Source organism: Martelella sp. K41-7, assembly GCF_055808365.1.
The window spans coordinates 199605-225504 of record NZ_CM147867.1; the positions used below are offsets into that span (position 1 = coordinate 199605).

Genomic DNA, 25900 nt, shown 5'->3' on the forward strand with positions numbered 1-25900 from the left:
CCCCATGGCGGAGTTCGACTTCATCGTCGTCGGTGCCGGATCAGCCGGCTCCGTGCTGGCCAACCGGCTTTCGGAAAACGGCCGCTATTCGGTTTTGCTTCTGGAGGCCGGCGGCTCGGATCGTTCATTCTGGCTGATGATGCCGATCGGTTATGGCAAGGCGTTTTATGACAAGCGCTACAACTGGATGTATATGACCGAGCCCGATGATGGGCTTGGCGGCAGGCCGTCATACTGGCCGCGGGGCAAGGCGCTCGGCGGCTCGAGCGCCATCAATGCGATGATCTTTGTTCGCGGCCATCGCTCGGATTTTGATGGCTGGGCGGCGATGGGCAATACCGGCTGGGGCTTTGATGATGTTCTGCCCTATTTCAGGAAGCTTGAAAGCAATGATCGCGGTGCAAGCGAGATGCGCGGCGGTGATGGACCGCTGACGATTGAAAGCAAGAACAGGGATAGCCACCCGATCTGCAGGGATTTCATCAGGGCTGGTGCGGAAGCGGGCTTTGTCGAAAATGACGACTTCAACGGTCCTTCTCTGGACGGGGTTGGCATTTACCAGATCACCACCAAGGGTGGCATGCGGATGTCGGCGGCACGGGCCTATCTGCGGCCGGCGCGGAAACGTGAGAACCTGAAGGTCGAGACCCATGCTCTGACCGAGAAGATCCTGTTTGACGGCAACAGGGCGGTTGGCGTCCGCTATCGGCGAAATGGCGTCGCGCGCGAGGCGAGGGCGCGCCGGGAGGTCATCGTTTCGGCCGGTGCGATTAATTCGCCGCTGCTGTTGCAGCTTTCAGGCATCGGTTCTGGTGCGTTGCTTCAGCGCCATGGCATTCCAGTCGTGAGCGCGCGCGAAGGTGTTGGACGGCATCTGCAGGATCATCTCTGCATCGATTACCTGTTTACCGCAAAGGTGCCGACACTGAATGACCAACTGTCGCCGCTGACGGGGCGCCTGCGCTTCGGCTTGCAATATCTTCTAACGCGGACCGGCCCCTTGTCGCTTGGCATCAACCATGCGGGCGGCTTCGTCCGCTCGCGACCGGATCTAGATGCGCCGAACATGCAGCTTTTCTTCTCGCCGATGAGTTACTCGAAGGCTCCACCTGGCGAACGACCGTTGATGAAGCCAGACCCGTTTTCCGGTTTCCTGCTCGGCGCGCAGCCGACACGGCCGACAAGTCGTGGATATCTGGAGATCAGGAGTACCGATCCGGCCGCGACCCCGCTCATCCACCCGAACTATCTTTCGACCGAGTTTGACCGGCAGGAAATGATCGCCGCCTCTCGCCTTTTACGCAGGCTTGCCGAAGCGCCGTCGCTCGCCGCAATCATCAAGGCGGAGGTCGAGCCAGGATCGGACAGGCGCTCGGACGAAGCGTTGCTTGAGGATGCACGCAAACGCGCCGGCACGGTGTTTCATCCGGTCAGCACCTGCCGCATGGGGCCAGACCCTGAAATGGATGTTGTCGATGCCGCACTGAAGGTTTACGGAACAGATGCGCTCAGGGTCGTCGACGCGTCGATCTTTCCGACGCTGACATCCGGCAATACCAATGCGCCGACAATCATGGTCGCAGAGAAGGCTGCAGACCTTGTTCTTGCCGAGCATCGGTGAAATATCCAGACTGCCAAAATCTGTATCGGCTCATGTGAATACGGGAGGAATGATCAGAGCCCAGCAACCGGGAAACGGGCTATGAAATATCATATCAATGCCGGAAGCACGCTTTGGCGCTTTCCGGATATGAAGACGCTGATGGCAAAGGCGACGCCGCTTCGATCCGGTGATGTTCTGGCCGGTGTTGCGGCGCAGACGGCTGAGGAAAGCGTTGCCGCCCGCATGTGTCTTGCCGAGGTGCCGCTGAAGACGTTTCTTTCAGAAGTGCTGATCCCTTACGAGGATGACGAGGTCACGCGCCTGATCATCGACAGCCATGATCGCGAAGCCTTCTCTGAAATTGCCCATCTGACCGTCGGCGACTTCCGCGACTATCTGCTTTCGGAGAAAACCGACAGCGCCACGCTTTCCCGGATCGCGCCCGGCATCACGCCGGAAATGGCAGCCGCCGTCTCCAAGCTGATGCGCAATCAGGATCTTATTCTGGCGGCGAAGAAATGCCGGGTGGTGACACGGTTCCGAAATACGATCGGCCTTGAGGGTCGCATGGCCGTGCGGTTACAGCCCAACCACCCCTCTGACGATCGCATGGGCATTGCCGCCTCGATTGTCGACGGTCTGCTCTATGGCTGCGGCGATGCGGTGATCGGCATCAATCCGGCCTCAGACAATGTCGCGGTGCTGTCCGACCTGGTCGAAATGCTTGCCGAGATCATCGCCCGTTACGAAATCCCGACGCAATCCTGCGTACTCACCCATGTCACGACATCGATAGAAATGGCCAATCGCGGGCTGCCGGTCGATCTCGTCTTTCAGTCGATCGCCGGTACGCAAAAGGCCAACACCTCCTTCGGCATATCGCTTGAAATGCTGCGAGAAGGCTATGAGGCCGGGCTGGCGCTTAAACGCGGTACGGTTGGCGAGAATGTCATGTATTTCGAAACCGGCCAGGGCTCTGCACTGTCGGCGGACGCCTATTTCGGTTGCGATCAGCAGACGCTCGAAGCGCGCGCTTATGGCGTCGCGCGGGCCTACGCCCCGCTCCTCGTCAACACCGTGGTCGGCTTCATCGGACCGGAATATCTTTATGATGGCAAGCAGATCATCCGTGCCGGGCTTGAGGATCATTTCTGCGGAAAGCTGATGGGCATGCCGATGGGTTGCGACATCTGCTACACCAACCACGCGGAGGCTGATCAGGATGATATGGACACGCTGATGACGCTCCTGGGGGCGGCCGGTGTCAATTTCATCATGGGGATTCCAGGCTCTGACGATGTGATGCTGAATTATCAGTCGACATCATTCCACGATCAGCTTTACCTGCGCGAAGTGCTCGGGCTGAAGCGGGCACCGGAATTCGAGGCGTGGCTGGAAAAAGTGCGCGTTGCAGACAGGGCTGGCCATCTTTTGCCGCAGGATGACGCGCAAAGCCTATTGAGGATTGCCTCATGAGCGCTGATCGCACGACCAGGCGAATGCACGATCCCTGGGAAAGTCTGAAGCGTTTCACCGATGCCCGCATTGCGATTGGTCGGGCGGGCGCATCTCTGCCAACGGAAGAGGTGCTGTCCTTCGCGCTTGCCCATGCGCGCGCCCGCGATGCCGTCCACACACCTTTTGAGCCTGAACCGGTCGAACAAGGGCTATGGGCGCTTGGCCTCGCCACTGTCCGCGCCAAAAGCCGTGTGCCTGACCGCACCACCTATCTGGCGCGGCCCGATTACGGCCGCCGCCTGTCATCAGCCTCGGCGGAGGCCATTTCCGCGCTTGATGCCGCGCCGTCCGACGTAGCGATCATCATTGCCGACGGTCTGTCGACCACTGCGGTGGCCGAGAATTCAGTCGACTTTGTCAGTTATCTTGTGCCGATGTTGCGAAAGATCAATCTCACGCTTGCACCGGTCACGATCGTTGAAAACGGCCGTGTTGCGCTGGGCGATGAGGTTGGCGCGCTCTTGAAGGCGCGGATGGTGATCATGGCGATTGGCGAGCGACCGGGCTTGTCGTCTGTTGACAGTCTGGGCGCCTATCTCACCTTCGGGCCGAAGGTTGGCCGTTCCGATGCGGAGCGCAACTGTATCTCCAACATCCGCGACGGCGGGCTAAAACCACCATTGGCCGCCGAGAAAGCCTTCTGGCTGACCCGCGAGGCCCTGCGTCGCGGCCTCACAGGCGTCAACCTCAAGGACGCGGGAGGTGCGCTCTTTTCAGAGCGCTGATCAGTCGCGTTCCTCAAGGTCTCATTGTTCCGCTTTGACTGTGGCTGTCATTCAATGCGGGATAAAAACCTGATTTGCTCCAACGCCCGGAGTGTCCGTTGGCGTTGATTCGGACCGAGAATTTTCAGCGCAATCAGGCTCTTGCGCACACCGCGGAACGAAAATAGGCGGCGGGGTTTTACGCCGCCCGTGATCGGACTATTTTACCGCGTCCGACTTCTTACTCCGCCGTTTATGCTCATCGCTTGCGATCGGAAGTCGACATAGGTGCCGCTCGGCGCTCGATCCTGCGCCTAATCCTTGAAGTAGTCGCTGTTCTTGCGGGCGATCACGGGGAGGTCGCGCAGAACGTCACGCAAATGCGCGCGCATCTCCATTTCCGCCCGTTCGGGGTTATGGGCGGCAATCGCTTCCACAATGGCAAAATGTTGCGCCGGCGTGCCTTTGGATGGTTCCTTGCTCAAGGCCAGGAAGCGAACACGGTCGAGTTGCGCTTTCTGCATTTCTATAACATTCCAGGCAAAGGGCAGGCCTGCACCCTGGGCCAGCGTCTTGTGAAAAAGGTCATCCAGCTCCATGAAGTCAGAAGTCTGTCGCGCCTGCTCATCGTTTTGATGTTCGAGCTGACGATAAAGCTCGTCGATCTGAGGCTTGGTCATCAGCCGCGCGGCCGCGCGCGCAACATCGGCCTCAATGGCTTCGCGAACGGCCTGGATCTGAAGCACCTTCGAGATTGAAATCTGCGGGACGCTGCTGCCGCTTTTGGGACGGATGTCAAGCATGCCTTGCTCGGCAAGCAGGATGAAGGTCTCGCGCACCGGCTGGCGCGATACCTTCAAGGCCTCGGCAACGCCTGCCTCCGAGACCCGGCGACCGGGCACAAGAAAGTTGCGGATAATCGCATTGCGCAGCTTTCTGTGCACCTGGGGGGCGATAGCCTTGGTAAAATCGACCGGACCCAGAAACTCAAGACTCGCTTCCGTCATATTCTTCTCCAGCTGCGGCGCACAAAAAATGCGACGATTGTCAACCATACCATTTTGATTTCCGTAAATACCATACCAAAAAGCAGAAAAGCACCGGAATTCAACGCGAATATGCGTACTTTCTCTCATTTTGGCGACTGGGGTAGCTACATCGAAGCAAGCTTTCCTGATGCGAGGTGCGCTACGTTGAGAAGCGGCTATTCCGCTTCGCGCTCCGTGCCACAAGGAATTGCGACGGCCAATTCCGCCAACATTTTGGCCCTTGGTCCCTTAATATATAAGGATTTCATCAAATCGTGCATTTCCGCAACACCTGAGCCTCCGCTTTTGAGACTGCCCACGAGCGTTGGATATCAAGCCCTGTATGCTCGTCCATGTGGCTGATGTGAGAGTTTCGCATGGCATCGTAGGAGTATTGACACACAATAATGGTATGGTAGTTATGGAATGCTTAATCGCATGGACGTTCTACCACATTCGGGAGGTTTGACATGAATTGCCTTACACGACGCTTCGCTGCCCTCACTCTAGCGGCAGCATCTATTTCCCTTGCCGCGGGTGCTCAGGCCCAGGAAATCACGGTTCAGACGCTGGATAACTATCTTCAGCCCGTTATCGACGCCTTTGAGGCAGAAAACCCAGGGACAAGGGTCAATCTTGAGGTCGTCAGCTATCAGTCTGTCGCCGAGAGCCTTCCGGTGCAGCTGGCCTCTGGCGGAGGCCCTGACATTTCGGTGGTGACGGATCTTGGCGGGTTGTCCAAATATTATCTTGACCTCACGCCCTATGTTGATCAGGCCTACTTTGAAAAGCAATTTGGTATGGTACTTGACTGGATGCGCGGTAAGGGCTCCGATCCGAATGGCATCTACGGCCTGCCGGATTCGATCACCATCACCGGCGGTTTCGTCAACAAGACGCTGTTCGAACAGGCTGGTATCGACCTGCCTGCTGACGGCGCAACCTGGGCAGAATGGGGCGCTGCTGCCCATGCCGTTGCCAAAGCAACCAATACTGATTTTCCGTTCGAGATGGATCGCTCCGGCCACCGGTTTGCTGCCATGGCCATTTCCTATGGCGCCGAGCTTGTTGATGAAGAAGGCATGCCGGTCATCGACGATGGGTTGCGCAATGCCATTGAGCAGTTCGTCGAATGGCACCGTGACGACACGATGCCGCTTGATCTCTGGGGCGCCGTCGGCGGCGCAACCATGCGCGACAACTTCACCGACTTCGTCAATGCCACAACGGTTCTCTACTATGGTGGCTCATGGCAACTTCGCCGCCTGGATGAAGAGGTCGGCGACTTTTTCGACTGGAAAGTCATCGATCTCGCCATGCGGCGTTGCCGCCTGCTCGGCGATGCCCGGTGGCGGAGCGCTGGCCGGCTTCAAACATACGGATGAACCCGAACTGGTCGGTAAGTTCCTCGATTTTGCCGCACGTGACGAAAATCTGCGGACGATGATCTCGGGGGCCGTCAATATTCCCACGGCTCAGTCGATGATCGAATCCGGCATGGAATATCCCGGCGTCTCCGACAAGGTGCAGACCGCGCTGGACACTTTCATCAACCAGATTCCAAAAATGGCGCCTGCTGCATACCGTTTCCAGGGATGGCCTTTCCAGCGTGCGATGATGAATTCGATGACCACGCGCATCAGCCAGGTGATCAACCACGAAATGGACGTTGACACGGCGCTTGAACGCATCGACCAAGATGTCCGGCTGGCGATTTCCGCGGCCCAGAACTAATCACAATAATGGTCCAGACGCCGTGGCGGTCTTTCGCCGCCACGGCCGAAGGCGACAACTCCTGAAGGTGACATCGTGACAAGTGGAACGATCTCAACCATGCTTGGCACGGTGGCTTCGCTACCGGCCCGTGCTCTCAATCCGTTGTGGAAATGGCTTCAGAAAACGATCGGCGTCAAACGGCTGCCATGGGCGTTCCTGGCGCCGAACATGGCGAGCGTGATCTTCTTCTCCCTGCTTCCGGTCTTCATCAATATCTATTACTCGGTGACCGGCAGCGATAATCTTTTCCTGAATGAACGCCCCTTTGTCGGCACCTCGAATTATTCCACGCTTCTGGCGTGCCAAAACTATCTAGACCCCGCCAGCTGCTCGCGCGATCTGTTCTGGCGCGCACTCGGCAATCTCATCATGTTCGTGCCGTTGCAGGTCATGTTTATGATGGGCGTGGCGCTGATTACTGCGGTAGCTCTCAACGGGAAGATCAAGGCGCGCGGATTTTTTCGTGGCGTTTTCTTTTTCCCGGTCATGCTTTCGCCGGTCGTCGTGGCGCTGACCTGGCAATGGATATTGCAGCGAAACGGCATTCTGAACGGGTTTCTCGGTATTTTCGGCCTCGAGCGCTACACTTGGCTCGCCGATCCGAACTGGGCCTTTTTCTGGACGATCTTCGTTACCGTCTGGGCGCATTCTGGTTTCTTCATGATCATTTTGCTGGCCGGCCTGCAGTCGATCCCTCAGGATGTCTATGAAGCCGCAAAGATGGACAGGGCGTCACCATGGCGGGTTTTCATGCGCATCACCGTTCCGATGCTCAAGCCCGTGCTGTTGGTTGTTTTCATTCTCGCCGTTATCCGTTCGGTGCAGACCTTCGATGAAATTTACGTGCTGACAGGCGGCGGTCCCGGCTCGGCGACCATGCTTCTGGTTCAGTACATTTACGAAACGGGCTTTGCCGCGCAGCCACGCAATTACGGCCTCGCTGCCGCCGCTTCACTGCTTCTCGGCGCTGCTCTCCTCGTCTTTACCCTCATTCAGATGAAGATTTCGGGGGACAGGAAATAACCATGTACGCTTCTTCGCAAAATCGACGCGGTATCGTTCCGTTTCTGACCCGAAAACAGGGTGGCATCAAGGCAAGCTGGAGCGACTACGTCACCTATGGCTATCTTATGCTTGGTGTCGTGGTCATGCTCTTGCCCGTTCTGTGGGTGCTGATCTCGTCGTTCAAGGCGCCCGCAAACCTTTCCGAGTATCCACCGACACTGCTGCCGCAGACGCTGCAGACGATGCAGGTTGAAGGCTTTGATGAGCCCTTGCCGCTGTTTAATGTCACCCAGGAAGACGGCTCGGTGAAGCAGATGGCGCAAATCAGGCGCCTCGGCATCAAGGCACAGATGGTCGATCCCGCCGATCCAGATGCTGGTCGGGTAACCGTTGGTGTCGACCAGGCGGAACCGGTCCGGCAATTTCATCTTGCCTTCGAGAACTATCGCGAATTGCTGGAAACCTCCGGCGGCAATATCTGGCTGAATATCTACAACTCGGCCTTTATTACCGTGATCGCCACGCTCATCACGCTGGTGATGAACTCCATGGCCGCATTCGCGCTGTCGAAATACAAGTTTACCGGATCGACCGTGGCGCTTGTCGCCATCATTGCAACGCTGATGGTGCCACCCACCGTGATCCTCGTCCCAACCTACCTGATCGTCTCCGAACTCGGGCTGGTCAACAATCTGTGGGGGGTCATCCTGCCGACCGTGGCCACGCCGACAGGTGTGTTCCTGCTGCGCCAGTATATGCTCACCATTCCCGACGAGCTTCTCGAGGCGGCCCGCATGGACCATGCTTCGGAATGGCAGATCTACTGGAGGATCGTGCTTCCGCTCTCGACTCCGGCACTGGCCGTCGTGGCCGTGTTCTCAGTGATGAGCCGCTGGAACGACTTCCTGCTTCCACTGATTGTTCTCAACCGTCCTGAAGTTCACACGTTGCAGCTCGCTCTTGCAGGTTTCCAGACCGAAAACGGGATTATCTGGCATCTTCTGCTTGCGATGACGACCCTGACGGCGCTTCCGCTGGCCTGCGCCTTCCTTTTCCTGCAGCGCTATATCACCGCCGGGATCGCTTCCTCGGGCGTTAAATAAAAGGCTACCACCGATGGCTAATCTCAAACTCAGAAACCTCAACAAGACTTTTGGCACTGTCGAGATCATTCCGAATGTCAATCTTGACATCGAAGACGGAGAATTTGTGGTCTTCGTCGGACCATCCGGATGCGGAAAGTCAACCCTTCTGCGCATGATCGCCGGTCTGGAGACTGCGACCTCCGGCGATATCCTGATTGATGAAAAAAGCGTCGTGCGCACGCCGGCTGCCGACCGTGGCGTTTCGATGGTTTTCCAGTCCTATGCGCTCTATCCGCATATGACCGTCCGGCAGAACCTCAGCTTCGGGCTGGAAAATATCGGCATGCCCAAAGCGGAAATCGAAAAACGCATCCAGGAGGCTTCGACTCTGCTGCAGATCGATGAACTGCTGAACAGGCGGCCCACCCAGCTTTCCGGTGGGCAACGGCAGCGCGTGGCTATTGGCCGCTCGATTGTGCGCGAGCCGAAGATCTTTCTTTTCGACGAACCGCTGTCGAACCTTGATGCCGAACTGCGTGTGGTCATGCGCTTCGAGATCAACGCCCTTCATGAGCGTCTCGGCAATACCATGATCTACGTGACCCACGACCAGATCGAAGCCATGACCATGGCCGACAAGATCGTGGTTCTGCGCAAGGGCAATATCGAACAGGTCGGCGCACCGCTGGAACTCTACAATCACCCGAACAATAAATTCGTCGCTGGTTTCATTGGCTCTCCGCGAATGAACTTCCTCAAAGGCCGGATCACGCGCGTTGGCGGCGGTGAACTCACATTCGGGTCCCCAAAGCTCGGCAACATCACGCTTGCCGTTCCGCAATTACCGGTAAAAGAGAGCCAGGAGGTCAGTCTCGGCATTCGCCCGGAAGACCTTGAGGTTGTCGACGGTGACGGTTGGCGGTTCACGGTCTCCATCGCCGAGCAGCACGGTCGTGACACCTACCTGCACGGAAGGCTGGAAGACGGCACGGAGGTCTTGTTGCACAAGCCCGGTCAGTTCGAAACACAACGCGGCGACGTGCTCGTGGTCCGGCCGAGGCAGGGCGCGTGGCATCTCTTCGACACAGATGAGCAGGCGATCCGATGACCGAAAACATGATCACCAATCCCATCCTGCCCGGCTTCAATCCGGACCCTTCGATCTGCCGGGTCGGCGAGGACTACTATATCGCCACCTCGACGTTCGAATGGTATCCCGGCGTGCAGATCCACCATTCGCGCGATCTGGCCAACTGGACGCTCGTCAGCCGCCCGCTGGCGCGAGCCGATCTGCTCGACATGCGCGGTAATCCTGATAGCTGCGGCATCTGGGCGCCGTGCCTGACCTATGCCGATGGCCTGTTCTGGCTGATCTACACGGACGTCAAACGGCTTTCCGGCAGTTTCAAGGATGCGCCCAACTATCTGACAACCGCGCCTTCGATCTCCGGCCCCTGGTCGGACCGCGTCTATCTGAATTCCAGCGGCTTCGACCCCTCGCTGTTTCACGCGCCGGACGGAAAGAAATATCTCGTCAACATGCTGTGGGACCACCGCCAGGAAGGTCATGGCGACCAGTTCGCGGGCATTGTCCTTCAGGAATACAGTGTCGCAGAAAAGAAACTGGTTGGCCCGGTTCACAACATTTTCGAGGGAACCGACCGGAAGCTGACGGAGGCGCCTCACCTCTATTTCCGCTGCGGCTGGTATTACCTGATGACGGCCGAAGGCGGAACCGGGTACGACCATGCCGTGACGCTGGCCCGCTCCCGCGATCTTCTCGGCCCCTATGAGGTCCATCCGCACAAGCATGTCCTGACCACGGCCTTTGCACCGGAGGCGCCTTTGCAGCGTTGCGGCCATGCCGATATTGTCGAGACTGCGGCGGGCGAGACCTATATGGTTCACCTCTGCTCCCGCCCGATTTCGGTCAGCGGAACAGCGGGAAACGCGCAGACACGGCGCGATCTGCCGGGTTCGGATGCGCTGGAACGCCGTTCGCCGCTTGGTCGCGAGACAGCAATCCAGAAGGTGGAATGGCGGGACGACGGTTGGCTCTATCTGGCGGAAGGTGGACAGCATCCAACCTCCGTTCATACGCCGCGGCCCAAGGGCATTGTGCCAGCTGCCTGCGTGCAGGAAGCGGTGCGTACGACCTTCGCTCCCGGTCCGCTGCCGCCGGCATTTCAGTGGTTGCGCAGCCCTGAGCCCGCGCGGTTGTTTTCGCTCGATGCCAGTCCGGGCCAGCTTCGCATCTACGGACGGCAGTCGCCCGGCACAATGTTCGAGCAGGCGCTTCTCGCACGGCGGCAGACGGCTCACCGCTATCGCGCCGCCACGCTTGTGCACTATGAACCGCGCGATTTTCAGAGTTTTGCCGGGCTGATGTGTTGGTACAACCAGTGCCAGTATCACTTCCTCAGCATCACGCGTGAAGACGACGGAAGCCGGGCGCTCCGCATCATGTCCGCGCTCGGCGACTTTCCCTTCGGCAACTCCGTCTTCTCTGGTGACCCCGTTCGGTTGCCGGAAGGACCGGTCGAGCTGCAAGCCACGGTCGATGCGGCAGCGCTTGAGTTCAGCTGGCGGGTTCCCGATGGTGAATGGCAGACGGTCGGCCCCGTGCTGGATGCGACCATCCTTTCGGATGAAGCCGGTGTCGGTGAGGGCAACAACTTCACCGGAGCTTTCGTTGGCATGGCCGCCTACGACATCAGCGGCCAGGGCCACGCCGCCGATTTTGAATGGTTCGACTACGAAATGCCGGGTTAGGCGCTGCCTCGCCCCGACGCTTGCTTGAAACCCGCAGACAAATCTGGCTTTGGCGCCAAGCGCCGAAGACAGGTGAGGTTTGCTCCCTGAAATACGGTTGACGCTGAAAATGGACGATCGATGGTCCACGTCATCCGGTTCTGACGGTAATAAATCGATGAACACCTTGCTATCGCACCTGCTCAAACTGGAAGCTGCTCAAACCGGCCACCACTGCGCCGCATCGGCTGTCGACGAAGATGGCTACGACCTCTGGCTTCGCTACCGCCCGCTCACAGAACCCCGCCGGAGCGCTGTGGACAATGCCGTCAGTGCATTCGTATTCGGCAGTGCGAGCCCGACGATGACAGTTGCGCGGGAAGAGCTGGAACGGGCATTTTTCGCGATGCTGGTCAAATGCGTGCCGGTCGCGAACGAAAGTGCCTTTCCGGATGGCTCCGTCCTGGTCGGCACCCCCGAAACACTGCCCGCAGTCGCAAAACTGGATCTGGCTTTGTCGGACCTTGGCCGGGAAGGCTACCGCGTGCGCAGCCTCACACATGAGGGCCGGCAGGTGACGGTCATTGCCGCAAACACGGACATCGGTGTTCTGCATGGCTGTTTCGCGTTTCTGCGTCACATCCAGACCGGAGGCGATCCGGCGCTGATCGACCTTGGTTCCGCGCCGAAGCTCGATCTGCGGCTCCTCAATCACTGGGACAATCTCGACGGTTCGGTCGAGCGCGGCTATGCCGGATATACCATCTGGGACTGGTGGACGCTTCCCGATTACGTCAACCGGCGTTACATCGATTATGCCCGCGCCAACGCATCTGCCGGCATCAACGGCACGGTGCTGAACAATGTGAATGCGGCGCCTGAAATCCTGACAAGCCGCTACCTGGAGAAGGCGGCAAAGCTTGCGGATATCTTCCGGCCTTATGGGCTAAAAGTATTCCTCTCCGTCAATTTCGCTTCGCCGTCGGCCCTCGGGGCGCTTGAAACGTCGGATCCTGCAAACCCGGCCGTCCTGGGCTGGTGGAAGGAAAAGGTCAGCGAGATCTATCGCCTGATCCCCGATTTCGGTGGCTTTCTGGTAAAGGCCAATTCTGAAGGACAGCCCGGTCCAGGCGACTATGGCCGCAGCCATGCTGAGGGCGCCAACATGCTGGCGGACGCGCTCGCCCCTCATGGCGGTATCCTGATCTGGCGGGCCTTCGTCTATGCCTCGGACCCCGGTACCGACCGCGCCACGGAAGCTTTGAGCGAGTTCAAACCGCTCGACGGCACCTTCCGGAACAATGTGCTGTTGCAGGTCAAGAACGGGCCGATCGACTTTCAGCCGCGCGAACCGGTTTCGCCCGCTTTTGGCCAGATCACACAAACCCCGCTGGTCATGGAGTTCCAGATCACCAAGGAATATCTCGGCCAGGCTACGCATCTGGCCTATCTTGGTCCGGTCTTCGAAGAAGTGCTGAAATTCGACACCTTTGCGCGTGGCGCGGGCTCGACCGTCAGCAGAATTATCAAAGGTGAGGTCTTCCCGCAGCCGGTGACGGGAATAGCCGCAGTTGCCAATATTGGGACTGACCGCGACTGGACCGGCGGCACGTTCAACCAGGCCAACTGGTATGTCTTCGGCAGGATGGCATGGGACCCGGACGAACCGGCCGCCGCCATCGCCGAAGACTGGGTCAGGATGACCTTTGACGGCGACCACGATTTCGTTCGCACCGTCGTAGACATGATGATGGGCTCTCACGAAACGCTGGTGAATTATATGATGCCTTATGGCCTTCACCATCAGGTGGCAACCAGCCACCATTACGGGCCGGGGCCGTGGGTGAGCGAACTGGATCGGCCGGAGTGGAACCCGACCTATTATAACCGCGCGGATGAAAACGGTATCGGCTTTAGCCGCCTTTCTGACGGCAGCAATGCGGTCGCCCAGTACAGCTCCGAGGTCGCCGCCCTTTTTGCTGACCCGCATGCCTTCGACGAGCGCTATCTGCTCTGGTTTCACCACGTCCCATGGGACTTCATGCTGGCGTCCGGAAAGACCCTCTGGGAAGGGTTGGCAGTGCGCTACGATGAAGGCGTGGATGGTGTCGCACAAATGGTCGCATCCTGGGAGACGTTGCGTTCACAGGTAGACGGCCAGCGTTTCGAGCAGGTCCGTGCCTTTCTCGGGATCCAGCATCGCGAGGCGAAGTGGTGGCGCGACGCCTGTCTGGCCTATTTTTCCGCCATTTCCCGGCTACCTCTGCCGAAAGGACACGCTCAACCGGCGCATACACTGGAGCACTATCGCGATATCCACTTCTGCTTTGCGCCGGGGGACCCGGCGTAAGCGACCGGCGGAAGAACACACGCATTTCCCCCGCGTAGAACCCATCGGTTCATTCTGGTCACTTGTTGTCGCGGGTGTCTTGGCGCGGGGGCTTGCCACCTGGCAACAGCCCAAACGCCACAGTCGCAATAAGTATGCCGTTGATTGCTGGAAGAACTCCATTCGAGACGATTACCATGACGCTTACAGCCGGACGCAGGTTGAGCACCAGTGCAATCTTCGAGGTCACCGACACGTTGCGCAAGCCATGGAAAGAATGAAATACGAGAGTCCCTGTTTCAACGATAAATCGACACCCATGATAAAGTCGGCCTCGACACACTGACCAGCGGCTGCATTGAAGACATATTCAAAACGCGGCTTACAGGCGGGGCAAACCCCGGCGGAACCCAACTATCGTTTCTCGAACACAGCCTCGCCAACCGGCTCGTTGCTCCCGCGGTGCAGGGCCAGCCGGTTTGCTGCGCCCCGCAGGTGATCCTCGGCGGCCTTGCGGGCCGCCTGCGGATCTGACGAAGCGATCGCCTGGAATATCGCGACATGCTCGCGCTGTACCTCGGATAACAGCGCATTGCGCAGCGAACTGGCGCGGGCGCTGCGGATGAAGTTGCGCACATGGGATTCCAGAAAGTCCGACATGTCGCGGAATTGCGGGTTGCCGCAGGCGTCCACGATTTCCCGGTGAAACGCCAAATCTTCTTCGATGCCGGCCTGATTATTGTCGAATGCGGTCTGGATCGCATGAAGTTTCTGTTCGATCGCGGCCAGTTGTTCCGGCGAGCGACGCACCGCGGCAAGCGCGGTGGCTGCCGATTCCACCGCCATCAGCAATTCGATGACATTGCGGATATCGTCTGTGTCGCTCAGGTCGAAATTGGCCAGACGGAAGGCGACTTCGCGGGTTTCGACTACGAATGCGCCAAGCCCCTGTCGGGTCGCCACCAGACCGTCGCGCTTCAGCGTGCCAATCGCCTCGCGGATGATCGGGCGGCTGACTCCGTATTTCTGCGAGAGGTCGCGCTCGGTCGGGAGCTTGTCTCCCTTCTTGTACGCACCTGATGTGATTTCGTCGCGAATCCGAGCCGACACCGAGTCCACAAGGGAGGGGCCGCGCCGCACCCTGTCGTCATAAGCCATATCAATCTCCCTCGAATCAATCTTGTACGCGTTGAACCCCTTTCCACAAGGAGTCTCAACATTATCATCACGAGAATACCAGATTTAACTTGTCAGGCAACCATGTTATATGGTTCATTAGTAACCGGAACATGATGGCATCGCAGCCATGCGGCTCTGGAGGTGGAGTTCGGTATCGATGGTTGGGCTGTTGCGATAAAAGGGAGGAAATCACGCCCCCCAAGCCGGGCAAGAAGGTGCGGATCGGTGTGCCGCTGACTTACGGACCCTTCAATCAACCCTGGCGGCGCGGATGCTGGCAGATCGTCAAGGCGGTTCTCGATGCCGGCGGCGAGGTGGTGACGGTGCGCGGAGAGCCGACCAAGGCCAGCGAGCAGTCAGCCGAACGGGCGCTGCTTGACCGCGGTATCGACGCGCTGGTCATGGGCATTTATTCCCAGGAATCCGAAACCGCCTATATCGCGGACGAAGCCCACAAGCGCGGCATCAAGACCGTCGGCTTTACCATTCCGGTCAAGGATTCGCCGGCCGTCATGGACGATGTCTGGGGCACGGCGACAACGCTTGGCTACTTCGTTCAGAACTACACCAAGCGCCAGGGCACCTTCGCGCAGACCGCCGAGCAGCGCGGCTACTTCACGCCCTTCGACATGGAAGTCGACATGTTCGAGCTGATGTGCAGCTACGAGCCGCGCATGAAGGTGCTGCCGTTCATCGATGGCGGGCAGGGCACGTCCGACGAAATCTCCGTCGGTCGCAAGAACATGCTGTCGCTGCTGCAGGCAAATCCGGAACCGGGGTCGCTTGCGGGCTTTATCTCGTGGTGGTGGCCGTTCACGCTCGGCGCCGCTCAGGCGCTGAAGCAGATGAACAGAAGCGATGTGCCGCTGTTCAACCACTATCTCTCGATTCAGTTCCTCGAGGCCTGGGTCGCCAAGCAGGTGCCGGTTGCATTCAGCTGCGATTCCCCGTTCCCCGAAATCGGTCGCAAGACCGGCGAACTGGCGGTCAAGCTTGCACGCGGCGAAGATGTGCCGAACCTGGTCTACCGCGTTCCGGTCATCACCGTTCTGCCGGAACAGGCGCAAGAGGCGCTTACCCTTCTCAAGAGCCAGGACGAACAGGCGATCGCACTGCTCAAGCAGTTCGGCGGCTGATTGCAGCAAGGCGGCGGCGGTTGTCGCCGTCGCCCGGTGCCCGGCAAACATCTGAAAGATCGAAGAACACCATCGTCGGACTGCGTCCGTCGGTGAGACTACGAACGCAACCTAACGACTGGAATCAGGCAGTATGACAGTGGAACAGGACAGTCTGGCCGGGGAAGCCCCCCTCAGGACACCGCCAGGACAGCAATGGCGACACGCGGCGAAACTACGGCCATTCGAATTTTGCGGCAGTGGGGCACGATCATCGTGCTGGTGCTGGCGGCGGCAGGTTTCGCCGTGGCGTCTCCCTATTTCGCAACCGTGTCGAACCTCAACAACATCCTGTTTTCGATGATCGTCAGTGCTCTGGTGTCGCTCGGTCTCACCTGGGTGGTCATCGCTGGCAGTTTCGACCTGTCGATCGGGCTGACGGTGACGACCACCTCGATCCTGGTTGCCTTTCTCATTCCCGTGGTCGGGCCCTGGGCCGCGATCATCCTGGCGCTTGCCGCAGCCTGCCTTATCGGGCTGGTGAATGGCGTGCTGGTCACCTATGGACGGCTTTCAGGCATCGTGGTCACGCTCGGCGTGTGTTCGTTCTCGACGGGATCAACGTTTTCATAACGGGCGGCTATCAGGTGCCCGTCGGTTATGACGAGACCGCATTCCTTTATCTCGGCCAGGGCAAAATCGGCATGATCGCCGTGCCGGTCATCATCCTGCTTGCGGTCTTCGCGATTGCATACATTGCCGCGATCCGCACCCGCATCGGTCATTATATTTCGGCCGTCGGCGACAATCCGATGGCGGCGTTCTATTCCGGCATCAATGTCTATCGCTGGGTCATTCTGGCCTTCATGCTCTCCGCGCTTCTGTCCGGCGGTGCTGGCATCATCGTCACCGCCATTTCCTCCTCCGCGCAGCCGGTCGGCGGCGATGGCTATCTGCTCGAGGCGTTCGCCGCCGTCTTTCTCGGGGCCACGGTTCTCGGCAAGGGCAAGCCGCATCTGCTCGGCACGCTGGTCGGGGTATTCTTCCTCTACATGGTCGACTCGGGCATGAACATGGTCGGTTTCCCGTTTGCCGCCCGCCATATCTTTCAGGGGCTGGTTCTCATCATCGCGGTTGGCGCCAATGCGCTGCTCAACCGGGAAGAAGTCCACCTGAAGTTCATCTGAGGTATAGGCAATGACCGGCAACGCACTTGTAGAACTTCAAGATCTGGAGAAGGAATTCGCGGGCACCAAGGCGCTGAAAGGCGTCAGCCTCGAATTCCTGCGCGGCGAGGTCCATGGCCTGCTGGGCGAAAACGGCGCCGGAAAATCGACGCTGATCAAGATCCTCACCGGCGTCTATTCACCGAGCGCGGGCGAGATCCTGCTCGAAGGCAAGCCGGTCAGAATTTCAAACCCGCCGGAGGCCCACAAGCTCGGCCTCGGCGCGGTCTACCAGGATGCCGAACTGTTCTCGGGTTTCACGGTCGGCCAGAACATCCTGCTTGGCAATGAACCGGGCAGGATCGGCATCAGCTATCGCGCCATTCACCGCGAGGCCGCCGAAATCCTCGACAGCATGGGGCTGGATCTCGATATCTACCGTCTGGCGGGCGATCTGTCGGCCGCCGAGATGCAGCTTGTGACGCTGGCGACCCTGTTTCACCGCCGCTACAAACTGATCGTTCTCGACGAACCGACGGCGCGCCTGTCAGCGGCTGAATCCGAGGTTCTGTTCGGCATCATTGAAGGCTTCAAGAAACAGGGCATCACCATTGTCTATATCTCCCACCGGCTTCGCGAGGTGCAGGAGATCTGCGACCGGGCGACGATCCTGCGCGGCGGGCTGGTCTCCGGCACGCTCAATCGCGGCGAGGTGACCGAAGACCGCGTCACCGAACTGATGGTGGACCGCAACCGCTCACAGCTTGCGACCTATAATGAGGGCGAAAACGTCCGCGATGAAGTGCTGCTTGAGGTCGAAGGGCTTTCCACGGCAAATCTTGCGCCGATCAACTTCCAGATCAGCGCCGGCGAGGTTCTGGGCATCACCGGTCCTGTCGGCGGCGGGATGGAAGACATTGCCCGTGCGCTCGGCGGCGTCACCAGGCATTCAGGATCGGTGAAGCTGGGCGGCAGGCCGGTCAGCGTCAACACGCCGATTGCCGCCCGCCGCTCTGGCGTTGCGCTGATCCCGGAGGACCGCCGCAAACAGGCGCTGTTTCCCTCGCTTTCGGTTGCCGAAAACGTCTGCCTGCCGGTGCTCGGTTCGCTGCAGCGCCTGCTGATGATCCGGCCCGGGCCGGTCAAGTCGTATGCCGACGGGGTGATGGAACGGCTGGCGGTCAGGCCGCGCGACGCTTCGATCCAGGTCCGGTTCTTTTCCGGCGGCAACCAGCAGAAGGTGGTGATCGGCAAATGGATGAGTGCGAAGGCTTCGCTCTACATCATCGTCGAACCCACCAATGGCGTCGATGTCGGCGCCATCAAGGAGCTCTACGACATTATATCCCGCCTGTTCGTTTTTCTCAAACCACTTCAGTCAGGCGGGTTCGCTTGAAACAAGGCGGTAGACGTCACGGAACCGTTTCGGTGACATGCCTGTCTGTTCGCGAAAGACCTTGTAGAAGCGGCTGACAGATCCGAACCCTGCCTCAAAAGCGACGGCTGCTGCATTCTTTTCGCTCCCGAGCAGCATGTGCTGAGCGGTAACAAGGCGGCAGCGCAGAAGGTATTGGGTGATTGTCATACCGGTCGACTGGCGAAACAGGCTCATGGCATATTTCGGATGCAGGTCCGCAGCCCGCGCCACGTCATCCGTCTGAATATTGGTATCGGCGTTGGCGCTGATGTAGCGGGTCATCTCCACCACTTTGCGATGATTGCTCCTGAGCGTTCGTGATACCTTTGGCGCAGTCTCCAGAAGATCCGTCCAGCCGGTGTGGTCCGCCCTGCGTAACCTCAATTCCAGATGCGCATAATTGAGTGTTGAGAGCACCTCCTCGCTGGCGCGAAGTTCTCTCTGAATCATCAGCATCAGGTCGGTATCGAGCGCGAGCTTCTCATCGATCCGCACGAAACCGCCGCTGAGGATTGCGAGTTTGAGCGCTTTGCTGAACGCCGTGAACATGAAAGTCTCGACCGGCACATAGATACAGGCGAATTGGGCATCGCCAGTCGTTTCCGTGACCTGATGCGGGATCGATCCCCAGAAGAAGACGAAATCTCCCGCCTTCAGATCAACGACCCTGCCGTTGAAGAGATACCGTACAGTTCCCGAAAGAATGAGGTTGAGCTCAACCTGATTATGAACATGCGGCGCGCGCATCGGGATAACTGTGTCGCGCTGATCTGCCGAGAACAGGCTTTCGGCAACTCCGAAGGGCGCCTTGCGTTTGTTGGTCATACGGAAATCTTACTATTCAGGAATTAAAGAGGTCAAAGCAAGACGAATTGTTGTGCGCAATCTGCATACAATCAAGCATTCGTTTGACCCAATCCGTATTTAGAGGCCGTTTCATGACGTTTTCCAAGCATATTGCAGCTGCTCTGCTCGGCGCCAGCATACTGGCCGCTCCGCAGGCTTTCGCCGGCACGGTGGTTTTCAACGCATCCGTTGCCAGTGAACCCGATCGGGAATCTCTCAATGCCGCAATCTCAGCATTCGAGGAAGAGTATCCGGATATCACCGTCGAAGTGAATTTTTATGACGAGGAAAGCAACAAGACCGCCATCCGCAACTGGCTGACGACAAGTCCTCCCGACGTCGTAAAATGGTATGGCGGCAACAAGATGGTCCAGTTTGTCGAGCCCGGTTTGCTGGCCGATGTCAGCGATATCTGGCCCGACACGCTGAAAGCGCAGTTTGGTCCGGGCATGGTTGAATCGGTGAGTTTTGACGGCAAACAGTATGGTGTGCCGACATCCTACTCGACCTGGGCGATCTACTATCGCACCGATCTTTTTGAGGATGCCGGCCTGACCGCTCCGCTTGAGACGTTTGACGATTTGATCGCAGCCTGCACGGTATTTCGCGAGAACGATATCACGCCCGTTGCGCTCGGCTCCAAAGCGCCATGGCCGCTTGCCGGATGGTTTGACTATATCGACCTCAGGCTGAACGGCTACGCGTTCCACATGGATTTGATGAATGGCAAGGTCGCCTGGACCGATGACAGGGTGAAGGCCGTCTTTGCCGAGTGGAAGAAGATGGTCGATGCCGATTGCTTCGCGGAAAACCACACCAGTCTGGCCTGGCGTGAAGGCCTCGCCAAAATGAACCAGGGCGAAGCGGCAATGATGCTGATGGGCAATTATCTGATTGCCAGCCTGACGCCGGAAAGCGAGCCCGTCACCGGCGTGATGAACTTCCCGGTCATCAATGCCGATATTGCCCGCGCAGAAGACGCCCCCATAGAAACCTACCATATTCCGGCCAAGGCGAAGAACATCGAGGATGCAAAGGCCTTTCTGGCTTTTCTTGCCGAGCCTTCAACGCAATCGCTGATGACGGAAATCTATCCGGTTCTTCCGGCCAATCCTGAAGCGACAGCACCGGATGTCCGGTTGCTGCAGGAGAGCGCGGATCTTGCCGCAGGGGCCGAGTTTTATGCCCAGTTCATCGATCGCGACACGGATTCGCAGGTCGCCAATATCGCGATGGACGGTTTCCAGGAATTCCTCGTCCATCCCGACCGGCTTGATCGGATCCTCACCAATATCCAGCGGGCACAAGCCCGTGCGTATCCCAACTGATCGTACGGTAACCACATAGCAACACAGTGCCGGCGGCCTTCGGGTCGTCGGTGCTCGATTATTCGCGCACGGCCAAAATCAAAAGGTCCATGGTCGCCATTTGCGGGCTATCCATGAAGAAGACCGAGGGGAGTTTCCGGCTTGTCCGAACAGATATTGAAACGACCATATATGCATGAACCGGGCTTCTGGCGGCGAAACCAGCGCAGGCTGGCGCCGGCCTTGTTCCTGGCCCCGGCAGTTGTGATGTTTACGGTATTCGTGATCATTCCGGTGATCATGAGCCTGCGGCTCAGCCTTTATGACTGGGACGGCATAAATCAGGCCCGCTTCATCGGGCTTGGGAATTATGTCGAGCTGGTCAGCGAAGACCCGGTTTTCTGGACCGCTTTGAAGAACAATATCTACTGGCTGATCGCCTTTCTGGTTTCGCCGGCTCTCGGGCTTTTGCTGGCACTTTTTCTGAACCAGTCTGGCTTTGGCATGCGGTTTGTAAAGTCACTTTACTTCATGCCGTTCGTGATCAGCCAGGTTGTTGTTGGTCTGATGTTCAGCTGGTTTTTCAATGCCGAGTTCGGGCTTTTGAACCACATCCTGGCATTTTTCAGCCTGCCGCCGGTCTCTCTCCTCGAGGGCGAGAATACCGCGACCTTCGTCATCATTGCAGCTGGGCTCTGGCCACAGGTCGCCTATTGCATGATCTTGTATCTGACGGGGCTGACTGCCATCAATCCGGAGCTTCTCGAAGCGGCACGGATGGAGGGGGTGAAGGGGTTCAAGCTTCTCTGGCATATCGTGCTGCCGCAGCTCCGTCCCGCCACCTCAATCGCGATGATTGTCTCGGTGGTCGGTGCCTTGCGCTCTTTCGATCTCGTATCGGTGATGACGGATGGCGGCCCCTACCAGTCATCCACGGTGCTGGCCTATTACATGTACGATCAGACATTCGGCGCATTTCGCATTGGCTATGGCGCTGCAATCGCTTCCTGCCTGTTCTTCCTGATGGACATCTGCATCGTCATCTTTCTCATTCGCTCGCTGCCAAGAGGGAGGCGCTGAGGCCATGTTTCCGATACCGATTGAAACCGCTTCACCTGCGAGGCGACGGGTCTTTTATGCGACCGTCTGGATCTGCCTCTTTGTCTGGCTGCTTCCCATTATCGCCATCGCCATCACATCGATCCGTTCTGTTCAGGATCTGAACGCCGGTAATTACTGGGGCTGGCCGACCGAGTTCAGCGCAGTCGCCAATTACACCCGTGTCTTCACGTCCTCACCGATGCTGCGTTTCCTGTTCAACAGCATGGTGATCACGCTGGTTTCCTGCGTTGGAGCGCTTGCGCTTTCGGCGATGGCGGGCTTTGCGCTGAGCCGCTATCGGTTTCGCGGCTCGACATTGCTGCTTGCACTGTTCATTGCGGGTAATTTTGTGCCGTTCCAGATGCTTATGATACCGGTGCGCGATATCGCCATTCACGTGATACCGGTCTATGACACGATCTGGGCGCTGGTGATTTTCCATATCGCATTCCAGACAGGGTTCTGCACCCTGTTCATGCGCAATTTCATTGCCGAACTGCCGGGTGAGCTGATTGAGGCTGCACGCGTCGAAGGTGTCAGTGAGATCCAGATCTTCTTCCACGTCATTTTGCCGCTCGTGCGCCCGGCCCTGGCCGCGCTGTTCGTGCTGGTCTTCACCTTTGTCTGGAATGACTATTTCTGGTCGTTGGTGCTGGTGCAGTCGGACAGCGCCCGCCCGGTGACCGCAGGTCTTCAGGCGTTGCGCGAAACGTGGACCAATACCTGGCATCTGATTTCTGCCGGTTCGCTTTTGGCTGCCGTTCCTCCGGTTCTGGTTTTCTTTCTGATGCAGCGACAATTCATCGCCGGGCTGACTTTCGGTGCCACCAAGGGCTGACAATACGGGTTTCAAAAATGACTTATGTTTCTCTTGAAAATATCGCCAAGGATTTTGGTACGACCCGCGTCATCAAAGGCATCGATCTGTCGATCGAGCAGGGCGAATTTGTCGTCTTCGTCGGTCCGTCGGGCTGCGGAAAATCAACGCTGTTGCGCCTGATTGCCGGGCTTGAGCAGATGAGCGAAGGCCGCCTTGTCATCGACGGACGCGATATGACAGCGGTCGATTCCGCAAATCGCGGCGTTGCGATGGTGTTTCAGTCCTATGCCCTCTACCCGCATATGACGGTTGCAGACAACATAACCTTCGGCATGCGCATGAACCGCGTGGACAAGGCCATCATTGCCGAGCGTCTGGAGCGGGCGGCGACGATGCTGCACCTGCAGCCCTATCTGGACCGCAAGCCTGCACATCTTTCCGGTGGGCAGCGTCAGCGCGTTGCGATCGGCCGGGCCATCGTGCGTGATCCCAGCGTGTTCCTGTTTGACGAACCGCTTTCCAATCTTGACGCAGCCCTTCGCCATGAAATGCGGGTGGAGATCCTGAAACTGCACAAGAGCCTGGGCTCGACGATGATCTATGTGACCCATGATCAGGTGGAGGCTATGACCATGGCAGACAAGATCGTTGTGCTGAACGGCGGCCATATCGAGCAGGTTGGCTCACCGCTGGATCTGTATCTCAAACCGGCTAACCGTTTTGTCGCCGAGTTTCTCGGCTCTCCTAAGATCAACTGTTTCGAAACGGTGGTGCAGGCGGTCGACAAAGGGGTTGCAATCCTGCCGCTTCCCGGCGGCGCAACCGTCTCGCTGCCGCTTGATTCAGCCGATATTTCGAAGGGTGACGCCGTGACCCTGGCGATCCGTCCTGAACATTTCGTGGTCGGGGGAGACGGAGCCTCAAAAATCGAAGCGGCGGTGGAGCTGGTGGAGCACCTTGGTGCTGAAACCCTGTTGATGTTGAAAACGGAAGGCGACATCACGCTGATGGTCAAGGTCGACGGCGTCAGCCACGTGCGTTCGGGCGACAGTGTTTCGCTTGGTGTCCGGCCGGAAGCCTGCCAGTTGTTCAATGCTGCTGGCAAAACCGTGGTTTTCAGCGCAATAGCATCCCCTGAATAGCCCAGGCCGCGCGCAAGACTTCAAGCCGGAAAAGGAAAACGAGATGCTCGGCGTTTGCTACTATCCTGAACATTGGGACGAGGACTGGTGGGCGGAAGACGCACGCCAAATGCGCGAAATGGGCATTCGTTACGTGCGCATTGCCGAATTTGCCTGGAGCCGGATGGAACCGTCGCCCGGTCGCTATGACTGGGGCTGGCTTGATCGTGCGATCGAGGTTCTTGCGGGCGAGGGGCTACGTGTTGTGCTGGGCACGCCGACAGCGGCAGCGCCGAAATGGCTGGTCGACATGTATCCGGATGTGCTGCCGGTTTTTGCCGATGGCAAGGCGCGTGGTTTCGGCTCTCGCCGGCACTATACCGCCGCATCGAAGCGATTTCGGGCCGAGACCGACCGGATCGTCACCGAAATGGCGAAGCGTTACGGTGGCCACCCCGCTGTTGAAGGCTGGCAGATCGACAATGAATTCGGCGGTGACGATACCGTTCTTCTGTATGGTCCCGAAGATGCCGAAGGGTTCCGGGCATGGCTTTCGGCGCGATATCAGTCGGTCGAGGCACTGAACCGGGCGTGGGGCAACGTCTTCTGGTCCATGGAGTTCCGGTCTTTTGGCGAGGTCATTCCACCGGCGGGACAGGTTTCCGATGCCAATCCGGCCGCACTGCTCGATTTCTGGCGTTATTCATCAGACAGTCTTGCCGAGTATTGTGCCGCCCAGGCAGACATCCTGCGCAAATACGCGCCGGGGCGTTTCATCACCCATAATTTCATGGGCTTCTTTCATCAGTTCGATCATGCTCGGCTCGCAGCCTCTCTCGATTTTTGCAGCTGGGATTCATATCCCCTCGGCAAGGTCGAGCACTTTCCGCTTTCCAATGAAGAGCGCGCGCGTTGGTATGATACATCGCATCCCGATTTTTCGGCGTTCCACCATGCGCTTTACCGCAAGCTGCGCAATGATCGGTTCTGGATCATGGAGCAGCAGCCGGGGCCGGTAAACTGGGCCCACTGGAACCCGGCCCCACGCCAGGGCATGGTTCGGCTTTGGGGATGGGAGGCGCTCGCCCATGGCGCCGAAGTCGTCAGCTATTTCCGCTGGCGTCAGGTGCCCTTCGCGCAAGAACAGATGCATGCCGGATTGCAGCGTCCGGACCGACAATTGTCTCCGGGTGGCAAGGAGGTTGCCGTTCTGGGCCGCGAGATCGAGGCTGTCGGGTCATTGCCGCAAATCATGCAGGCCGATGTGGCGATCGTTCTCGACTACGAGGCCGCCTGGGTTACGACGATTGAGCCGCAGGGCGAAGATTTCAACTACAAGCTTCTGCTGCATCGCTGGTATGAGGCCCTGCGCCGGCACGGCATCAATGTCGATGTTTTGACGCCCGGTGCGCCGCTTGAAGGCTACAAGCTTGTGCTCGTACCCTGCATGCCGTCGATCTCCGAAGCCGCGATGGCGGCGTTTGAGGCGACAGATGCGCATCTTCTGTTTGGTCCGCGCAGTGGTTCGAAGACAGAGAACTTTGCCATTCCATCCACTTTGCCGCCGGGGATTTTGCAGCATTTCCTGCCGGTGACGGTTGCGGAGGTTTCCTCGCTGCGGCTGGGCGTGGAAATCGCGGTGAGCGGGGAAGGGGTGAGCGGGACGATCTCGCGTTGGCGCGAATTGCTTGAGACTGAGCTGGACGCGATGGTTACGGCAAAAGACGGAGCGCCGGTGATGGTGGGCAATGAGCGCGCGAGCTATCTCGGTGCCTGGGCCGACCCGGACCTGCTCCACGCCATCTTCGGAATGATGCTTGACCGTTTCGATATTGCAAAAACTACCGTTCCCGAACATGTCCGGCTTCAGCGGCGTGGCAAACTGATGTTCGTCTTCAACTACGGACCGGGGGCATGGACCATCCCGTTTGAAACCAGGCGTTTCCTGCTCGGGCAGAAGACGGTTCCTGCCTGTGATCTGGCGATATTCGAACCCGGCCGCTCGTCATCCGTCTGAGCTTCAGGGCGT

Annotated in this window: 22 protein-coding genes; 19 read left to right on the top strand and 3 right to left on the bottom strand. The window is 58.5% G+C overall.

Annotated elements, in window-relative coordinates; translation table 11 throughout:
- Window positions 1-4: 4 nt before the first annotated feature.
- The 3 genes from AC0L7L_RS00975 (at window position 5) to eutC (ending at window position 3846) form a co-directional block, all read left to right on the top strand.
- Entirely contained in the window at window positions 5-1621 is a 1617-nt protein-coding gene (locus tag AC0L7L_RS00975; protein WP_272209774.1) for a GMC family oxidoreductase, read from the top strand.
- A gap of 81 nt (window positions 1622-1702) precedes the next feature.
- On the top strand, window positions 1703-3079 hold the full coding sequence (locus tag AC0L7L_RS00980; protein WP_272209775.1) for an ethanolamine ammonia-lyase subunit EutB: 1377 nt from the start codon (window positions 1703-1705) through the stop codon (window positions 3077-3079).
- A complete protein-coding gene (gene eutC / locus AC0L7L_RS00985) occupies window positions 3076-3846 on the top strand; it encodes an ethanolamine ammonia-lyase subunit EutC (protein ID WP_473511268.1) in 771 nt (256 codons plus the stop codon). Before AC0L7L_RS00980 ends, eutC begins: the two co-directional genes overlap by 4 nt.
- A gap of 293 nt (window positions 3847-4139) precedes the next feature.
- Here eutC and AC0L7L_RS00990 read toward each other — a convergent pair whose 3' ends face one another.
- Window positions 4140-4832: a GntR family transcriptional regulator gene (locus AC0L7L_RS00990; RefSeq protein WP_473511270.1), complete on the bottom strand. Its 693-nt coding sequence runs from the start codon at window positions 4830-4832 to the stop codon at window positions 4140-4142.
- Between the two features lie 491 nt (window positions 4833-5323).
- On the opposite strand from AC0L7L_RS00990, the gene AC0L7L_RS00995 reads away from it, so the two are divergent.
- From AC0L7L_RS00995 to AC0L7L_RS01025, 7 genes are all read left to right on the top strand, one after another.
- The gene (locus AC0L7L_RS00995) at window positions 5324-6238 is read left to right on the top strand and encodes an ABC transporter substrate-binding protein (protein WP_473511272.1); all 915 of its coding nucleotides are present in this window, start codon (window positions 5324-5326) and stop codon (window positions 6236-6238) included.
- Window positions 6195-6587: a hypothetical protein gene (locus AC0L7L_RS01000; RefSeq protein WP_473511274.1), complete on the top strand. Its 393-nt coding sequence runs from the start codon at window positions 6195-6197 to the stop codon at window positions 6585-6587. The genes AC0L7L_RS00995 and AC0L7L_RS01000 overlap by 44 nt, the downstream gene beginning before the upstream one ends.
- 99 nt (window positions 6588-6686) lie before the next feature.
- Window positions 6687-7652 carry a carbohydrate ABC transporter permease gene (locus tag AC0L7L_RS01005; protein WP_473513711.1) on the top strand — a complete coding sequence of 322 codons (966 nt, stop codon included), beginning with the start codon at window positions 6687-6689 and terminating at the stop codon, window positions 7650-7652.
- Between the two features lie 2 nt (window positions 7653-7654).
- The gene (locus tag AC0L7L_RS01010) at window positions 7655-8737 is read left to right on the top strand and encodes a carbohydrate ABC transporter permease (protein WP_473511276.1); all 1083 of its coding nucleotides are present in this window, start codon (window positions 7655-7657) and stop codon (window positions 8735-8737) included.
- A gap of 13 nt (window positions 8738-8750) precedes the next feature.
- Window positions 8751-9827, top strand: a complete 1077-nt coding sequence (locus AC0L7L_RS01015; RefSeq protein WP_473511279.1) for an ABC transporter ATP-binding protein — start codon at window positions 8751-8753, stop codon at window positions 9825-9827.
- Window positions 9828-9835: 8 nt separating this feature from the next.
- Window positions 9836-11491: a glycoside hydrolase family 43 protein gene (locus AC0L7L_RS01020; RefSeq protein WP_473513713.1), complete on the top strand. Its 1656-nt coding sequence runs from the start codon at window positions 9836-9838 to the stop codon at window positions 11489-11491.
- Window positions 11492-11648: 157 nt separating this feature from the next.
- On the top strand, window positions 11649-13820 hold the full coding sequence (locus tag AC0L7L_RS01025; RefSeq protein ID WP_473511281.1) for an alpha-glucuronidase family glycosyl hydrolase: 2172 nt from the start codon (window positions 11649-11651) through the stop codon (window positions 13818-13820).
- A 393-nt stretch (window positions 13821-14213) separates the two neighbouring features.
- Here AC0L7L_RS01025 and AC0L7L_RS01030 read toward each other — a convergent pair whose 3' ends face one another.
- The gene (locus AC0L7L_RS01030; protein WP_473511283.1) at window positions 14214-14957 is read right to left on the bottom strand and encodes a FadR/GntR family transcriptional regulator; all 744 of its coding nucleotides are present in this window, start codon (window positions 14955-14957) and stop codon (window positions 14214-14216) included.
- A 248-nt stretch (window positions 14958-15205) separates the two neighbouring features.
- On the opposite strand from AC0L7L_RS01030, the gene AC0L7L_RS01035 reads away from it, so the two are divergent.
- The 4 genes from AC0L7L_RS01035 to AC0L7L_RS01050 all read left to right on the top strand — a co-directional run bounded on the left by AC0L7L_RS01035 (window position 15206) and on the right by AC0L7L_RS01050 (window position 18655).
- Window positions 15206-16114: a sugar ABC transporter substrate-binding protein gene (locus AC0L7L_RS01035; RefSeq protein WP_473511285.1), complete on the top strand. Its 909-nt coding sequence runs from the start codon at window positions 15206-15208 to the stop codon at window positions 16112-16114.
- A gap of 195 nt (window positions 16115-16309) precedes the next feature.
- The gene (locus AC0L7L_RS01040; RefSeq protein ID WP_272209784.1) at window positions 16310-16726 is read left to right on the top strand and encodes an ABC transporter permease subunit; all 417 of its coding nucleotides are present in this window, start codon (window positions 16310-16312) and stop codon (window positions 16724-16726) included.
- A 14-nt stretch (window positions 16727-16740) separates the two neighbouring features.
- Complete coding sequence (locus AC0L7L_RS01045) at window positions 16741-17280, top strand: ABC transporter permease (protein WP_473511288.1); 540 nt, start codon at window positions 16741-16743, stop codon at window positions 17278-17280.
- Window positions 17281-17290: 10 nt separating this feature from the next.
- Complete coding sequence (locus AC0L7L_RS01050; RefSeq protein ID WP_473511291.1) at window positions 17291-18655, top strand: sugar ABC transporter ATP-binding protein; 1365 nt, start codon at window positions 17291-17293, stop codon at window positions 18653-18655.
- On the opposite strand, the gene AC0L7L_RS01055 is transcribed toward AC0L7L_RS01050, so the two are convergent.
- Window positions 18638-19501, bottom strand: coding sequence for a helix-turn-helix domain-containing protein (locus AC0L7L_RS01055; protein ID WP_272209788.1), 864 nt, complete (start codon window positions 19499-19501; stop codon window positions 18638-18640). The genes AC0L7L_RS01050 and AC0L7L_RS01055 overlap by 18 nt on opposite strands.
- A 113-nt stretch (window positions 19502-19614) precedes the next feature.
- Here AC0L7L_RS01055 and AC0L7L_RS01060 point away from each other — a divergent pair, with 113 nt between their 5' ends.
- The 5 genes from AC0L7L_RS01060 (at window position 19615) to AC0L7L_RS01080 (ending at window position 25888) form a co-directional block, all read left to right on the top strand.
- Entirely contained in the window at window positions 19615-20850 is a 1236-nt protein-coding gene (locus AC0L7L_RS01060) for an ABC transporter substrate-binding protein (protein WP_473511293.1), read from the top strand.
- Between the two features lie 246 nt (window positions 20851-21096).
- On the top strand, window positions 21097-21909 hold the full coding sequence (locus tag AC0L7L_RS01065; protein WP_473511296.1) for a carbohydrate ABC transporter permease: 813 nt from the start codon (window positions 21097-21099) through the stop codon (window positions 21907-21909).
- Window positions 21910-21913: 4 nt separating this feature from the next.
- On the top strand, window positions 21914-22768 hold the full coding sequence (locus tag AC0L7L_RS01070; RefSeq protein WP_473511298.1) for a carbohydrate ABC transporter permease: 855 nt from the start codon (window positions 21914-21916) through the stop codon (window positions 22766-22768).
- 17 nt (window positions 22769-22785) lie between these two features.
- Window positions 22786-23892, top strand: coding sequence for an ABC transporter ATP-binding protein (locus AC0L7L_RS01075; protein WP_473511300.1), 1107 nt, complete (start codon window positions 22786-22788; stop codon window positions 23890-23892).
- A 43-nt stretch (window positions 23893-23935) separates the two neighbouring features.
- Window positions 23936-25888 (top strand): beta-galactosidase, encoded by a 1953-nt coding sequence (locus tag AC0L7L_RS01080; RefSeq protein WP_272209793.1) that lies wholly within the window; start codon window positions 23936-23938, stop codon window positions 25886-25888.
- Window positions 25889-25900 lie beyond the last annotated feature (12 nt).

Coding starts and splice junctions, on each gene's coding strand:
- AC0L7L_RS01015 (WP_473511279.1), top strand. CDS start 8,751: ATGGCTAATCTCAAACTCAGAAACCTCAACAAGACTTTTGGCACTGTC.
- AC0L7L_RS01070 (WP_473511298.1), top strand. CDS start 21,914: ATGTTTCCGATACCGATTGAAACCGCTTCACCTGCGAGGCGACGGGTC.
- AC0L7L_RS01010 (WP_473511276.1), top strand. CDS start 7,655: ATGTACGCTTCTTCGCAAAATCGACGCGGTATCGTTCCGTTTCTGACC.
- AC0L7L_RS01020 (WP_473513713.1), top strand. CDS start 9,836: ATGATCACCAATCCCATCCTGCCCGGCTTCAATCCGGACCCTTCGATC.
- AC0L7L_RS01075 (WP_473511300.1), top strand. CDS start 22,786: ATGACTTATGTTTCTCTTGAAAATATCGCCAAGGATTTTGGTACGACC.
- AC0L7L_RS00990 (WP_473511270.1), bottom strand. CDS start 4,832: ATGACGGAAGCGAGTCTTGAGTTTCTGGGTCCGGTCGATTTTACCAAG.
- AC0L7L_RS00980 (WP_272209775.1), top strand. CDS start 1,703: ATGAAATATCATATCAATGCCGGAAGCACGCTTTGGCGCTTTCCGGAT.
- AC0L7L_RS01080 (WP_272209793.1), top strand. CDS start 23,936: ATGCTCGGCGTTTGCTACTATCCTGAACATTGGGACGAGGACTGGTGG.
- AC0L7L_RS01060 (WP_473511293.1), top strand. CDS start 19,615: ATGACGTTTTCCAAGCATATTGCAGCTGCTCTGCTCGGCGCCAGCATA.
- AC0L7L_RS01065 (WP_473511296.1), top strand. CDS start 21,097: ATGTTTACGGTATTCGTGATCATTCCGGTGATCATGAGCCTGCGGCTC.
- AC0L7L_RS00975 (WP_272209774.1), top strand. CDS start 5: ATGGCGGAGTTCGACTTCATCGTCGTCGGTGCCGGATCAGCCGGCTCC.
- AC0L7L_RS01055 (WP_272209788.1), bottom strand. CDS start 19,501: ATGACCAACAAACGCAAGGCGCCCTTCGGAGTTGCCGAAAGCCTGTTC.
- eutC (WP_473511268.1), top strand. CDS start 3,076: ATGAGCGCTGATCGCACGACCAGGCGAATGCACGATCCCTGGGAAAGT.
- AC0L7L_RS01030 (WP_473511283.1), bottom strand. CDS start 14,957: ATGGCTTATGACGACAGGGTGCGGCGCGGCCCCTCCCTTGTGGACTCG.
- AC0L7L_RS01025 (WP_473511281.1), top strand. CDS start 11,649: ATGAACACCTTGCTATCGCACCTGCTCAAACTGGAAGCTGCTCAAACC.
- AC0L7L_RS01040 (WP_272209784.1), top strand. CDS start 16,310: ATGGCGACACGCGGCGAAACTACGGCCATTCGAATTTTGCGGCAGTGG.
- AC0L7L_RS01000 (WP_473511274.1), top strand. CDS start 6,195: ATGCCCGGTGGCGGAGCGCTGGCCGGCTTCAAACATACGGATGAACCC.
- AC0L7L_RS00995 (WP_473511272.1), top strand. CDS start 5,324: ATGAATTGCCTTACACGACGCTTCGCTGCCCTCACTCTAGCGGCAGCA.
- AC0L7L_RS01005 (WP_473513711.1), top strand. CDS start 6,687: ATGCTTGGCACGGTGGCTTCGCTACCGGCCCGTGCTCTCAATCCGTTG.
- AC0L7L_RS01050 (WP_473511291.1), top strand. CDS start 17,291: ATGACCGGCAACGCACTTGTAGAACTTCAAGATCTGGAGAAGGAATTC.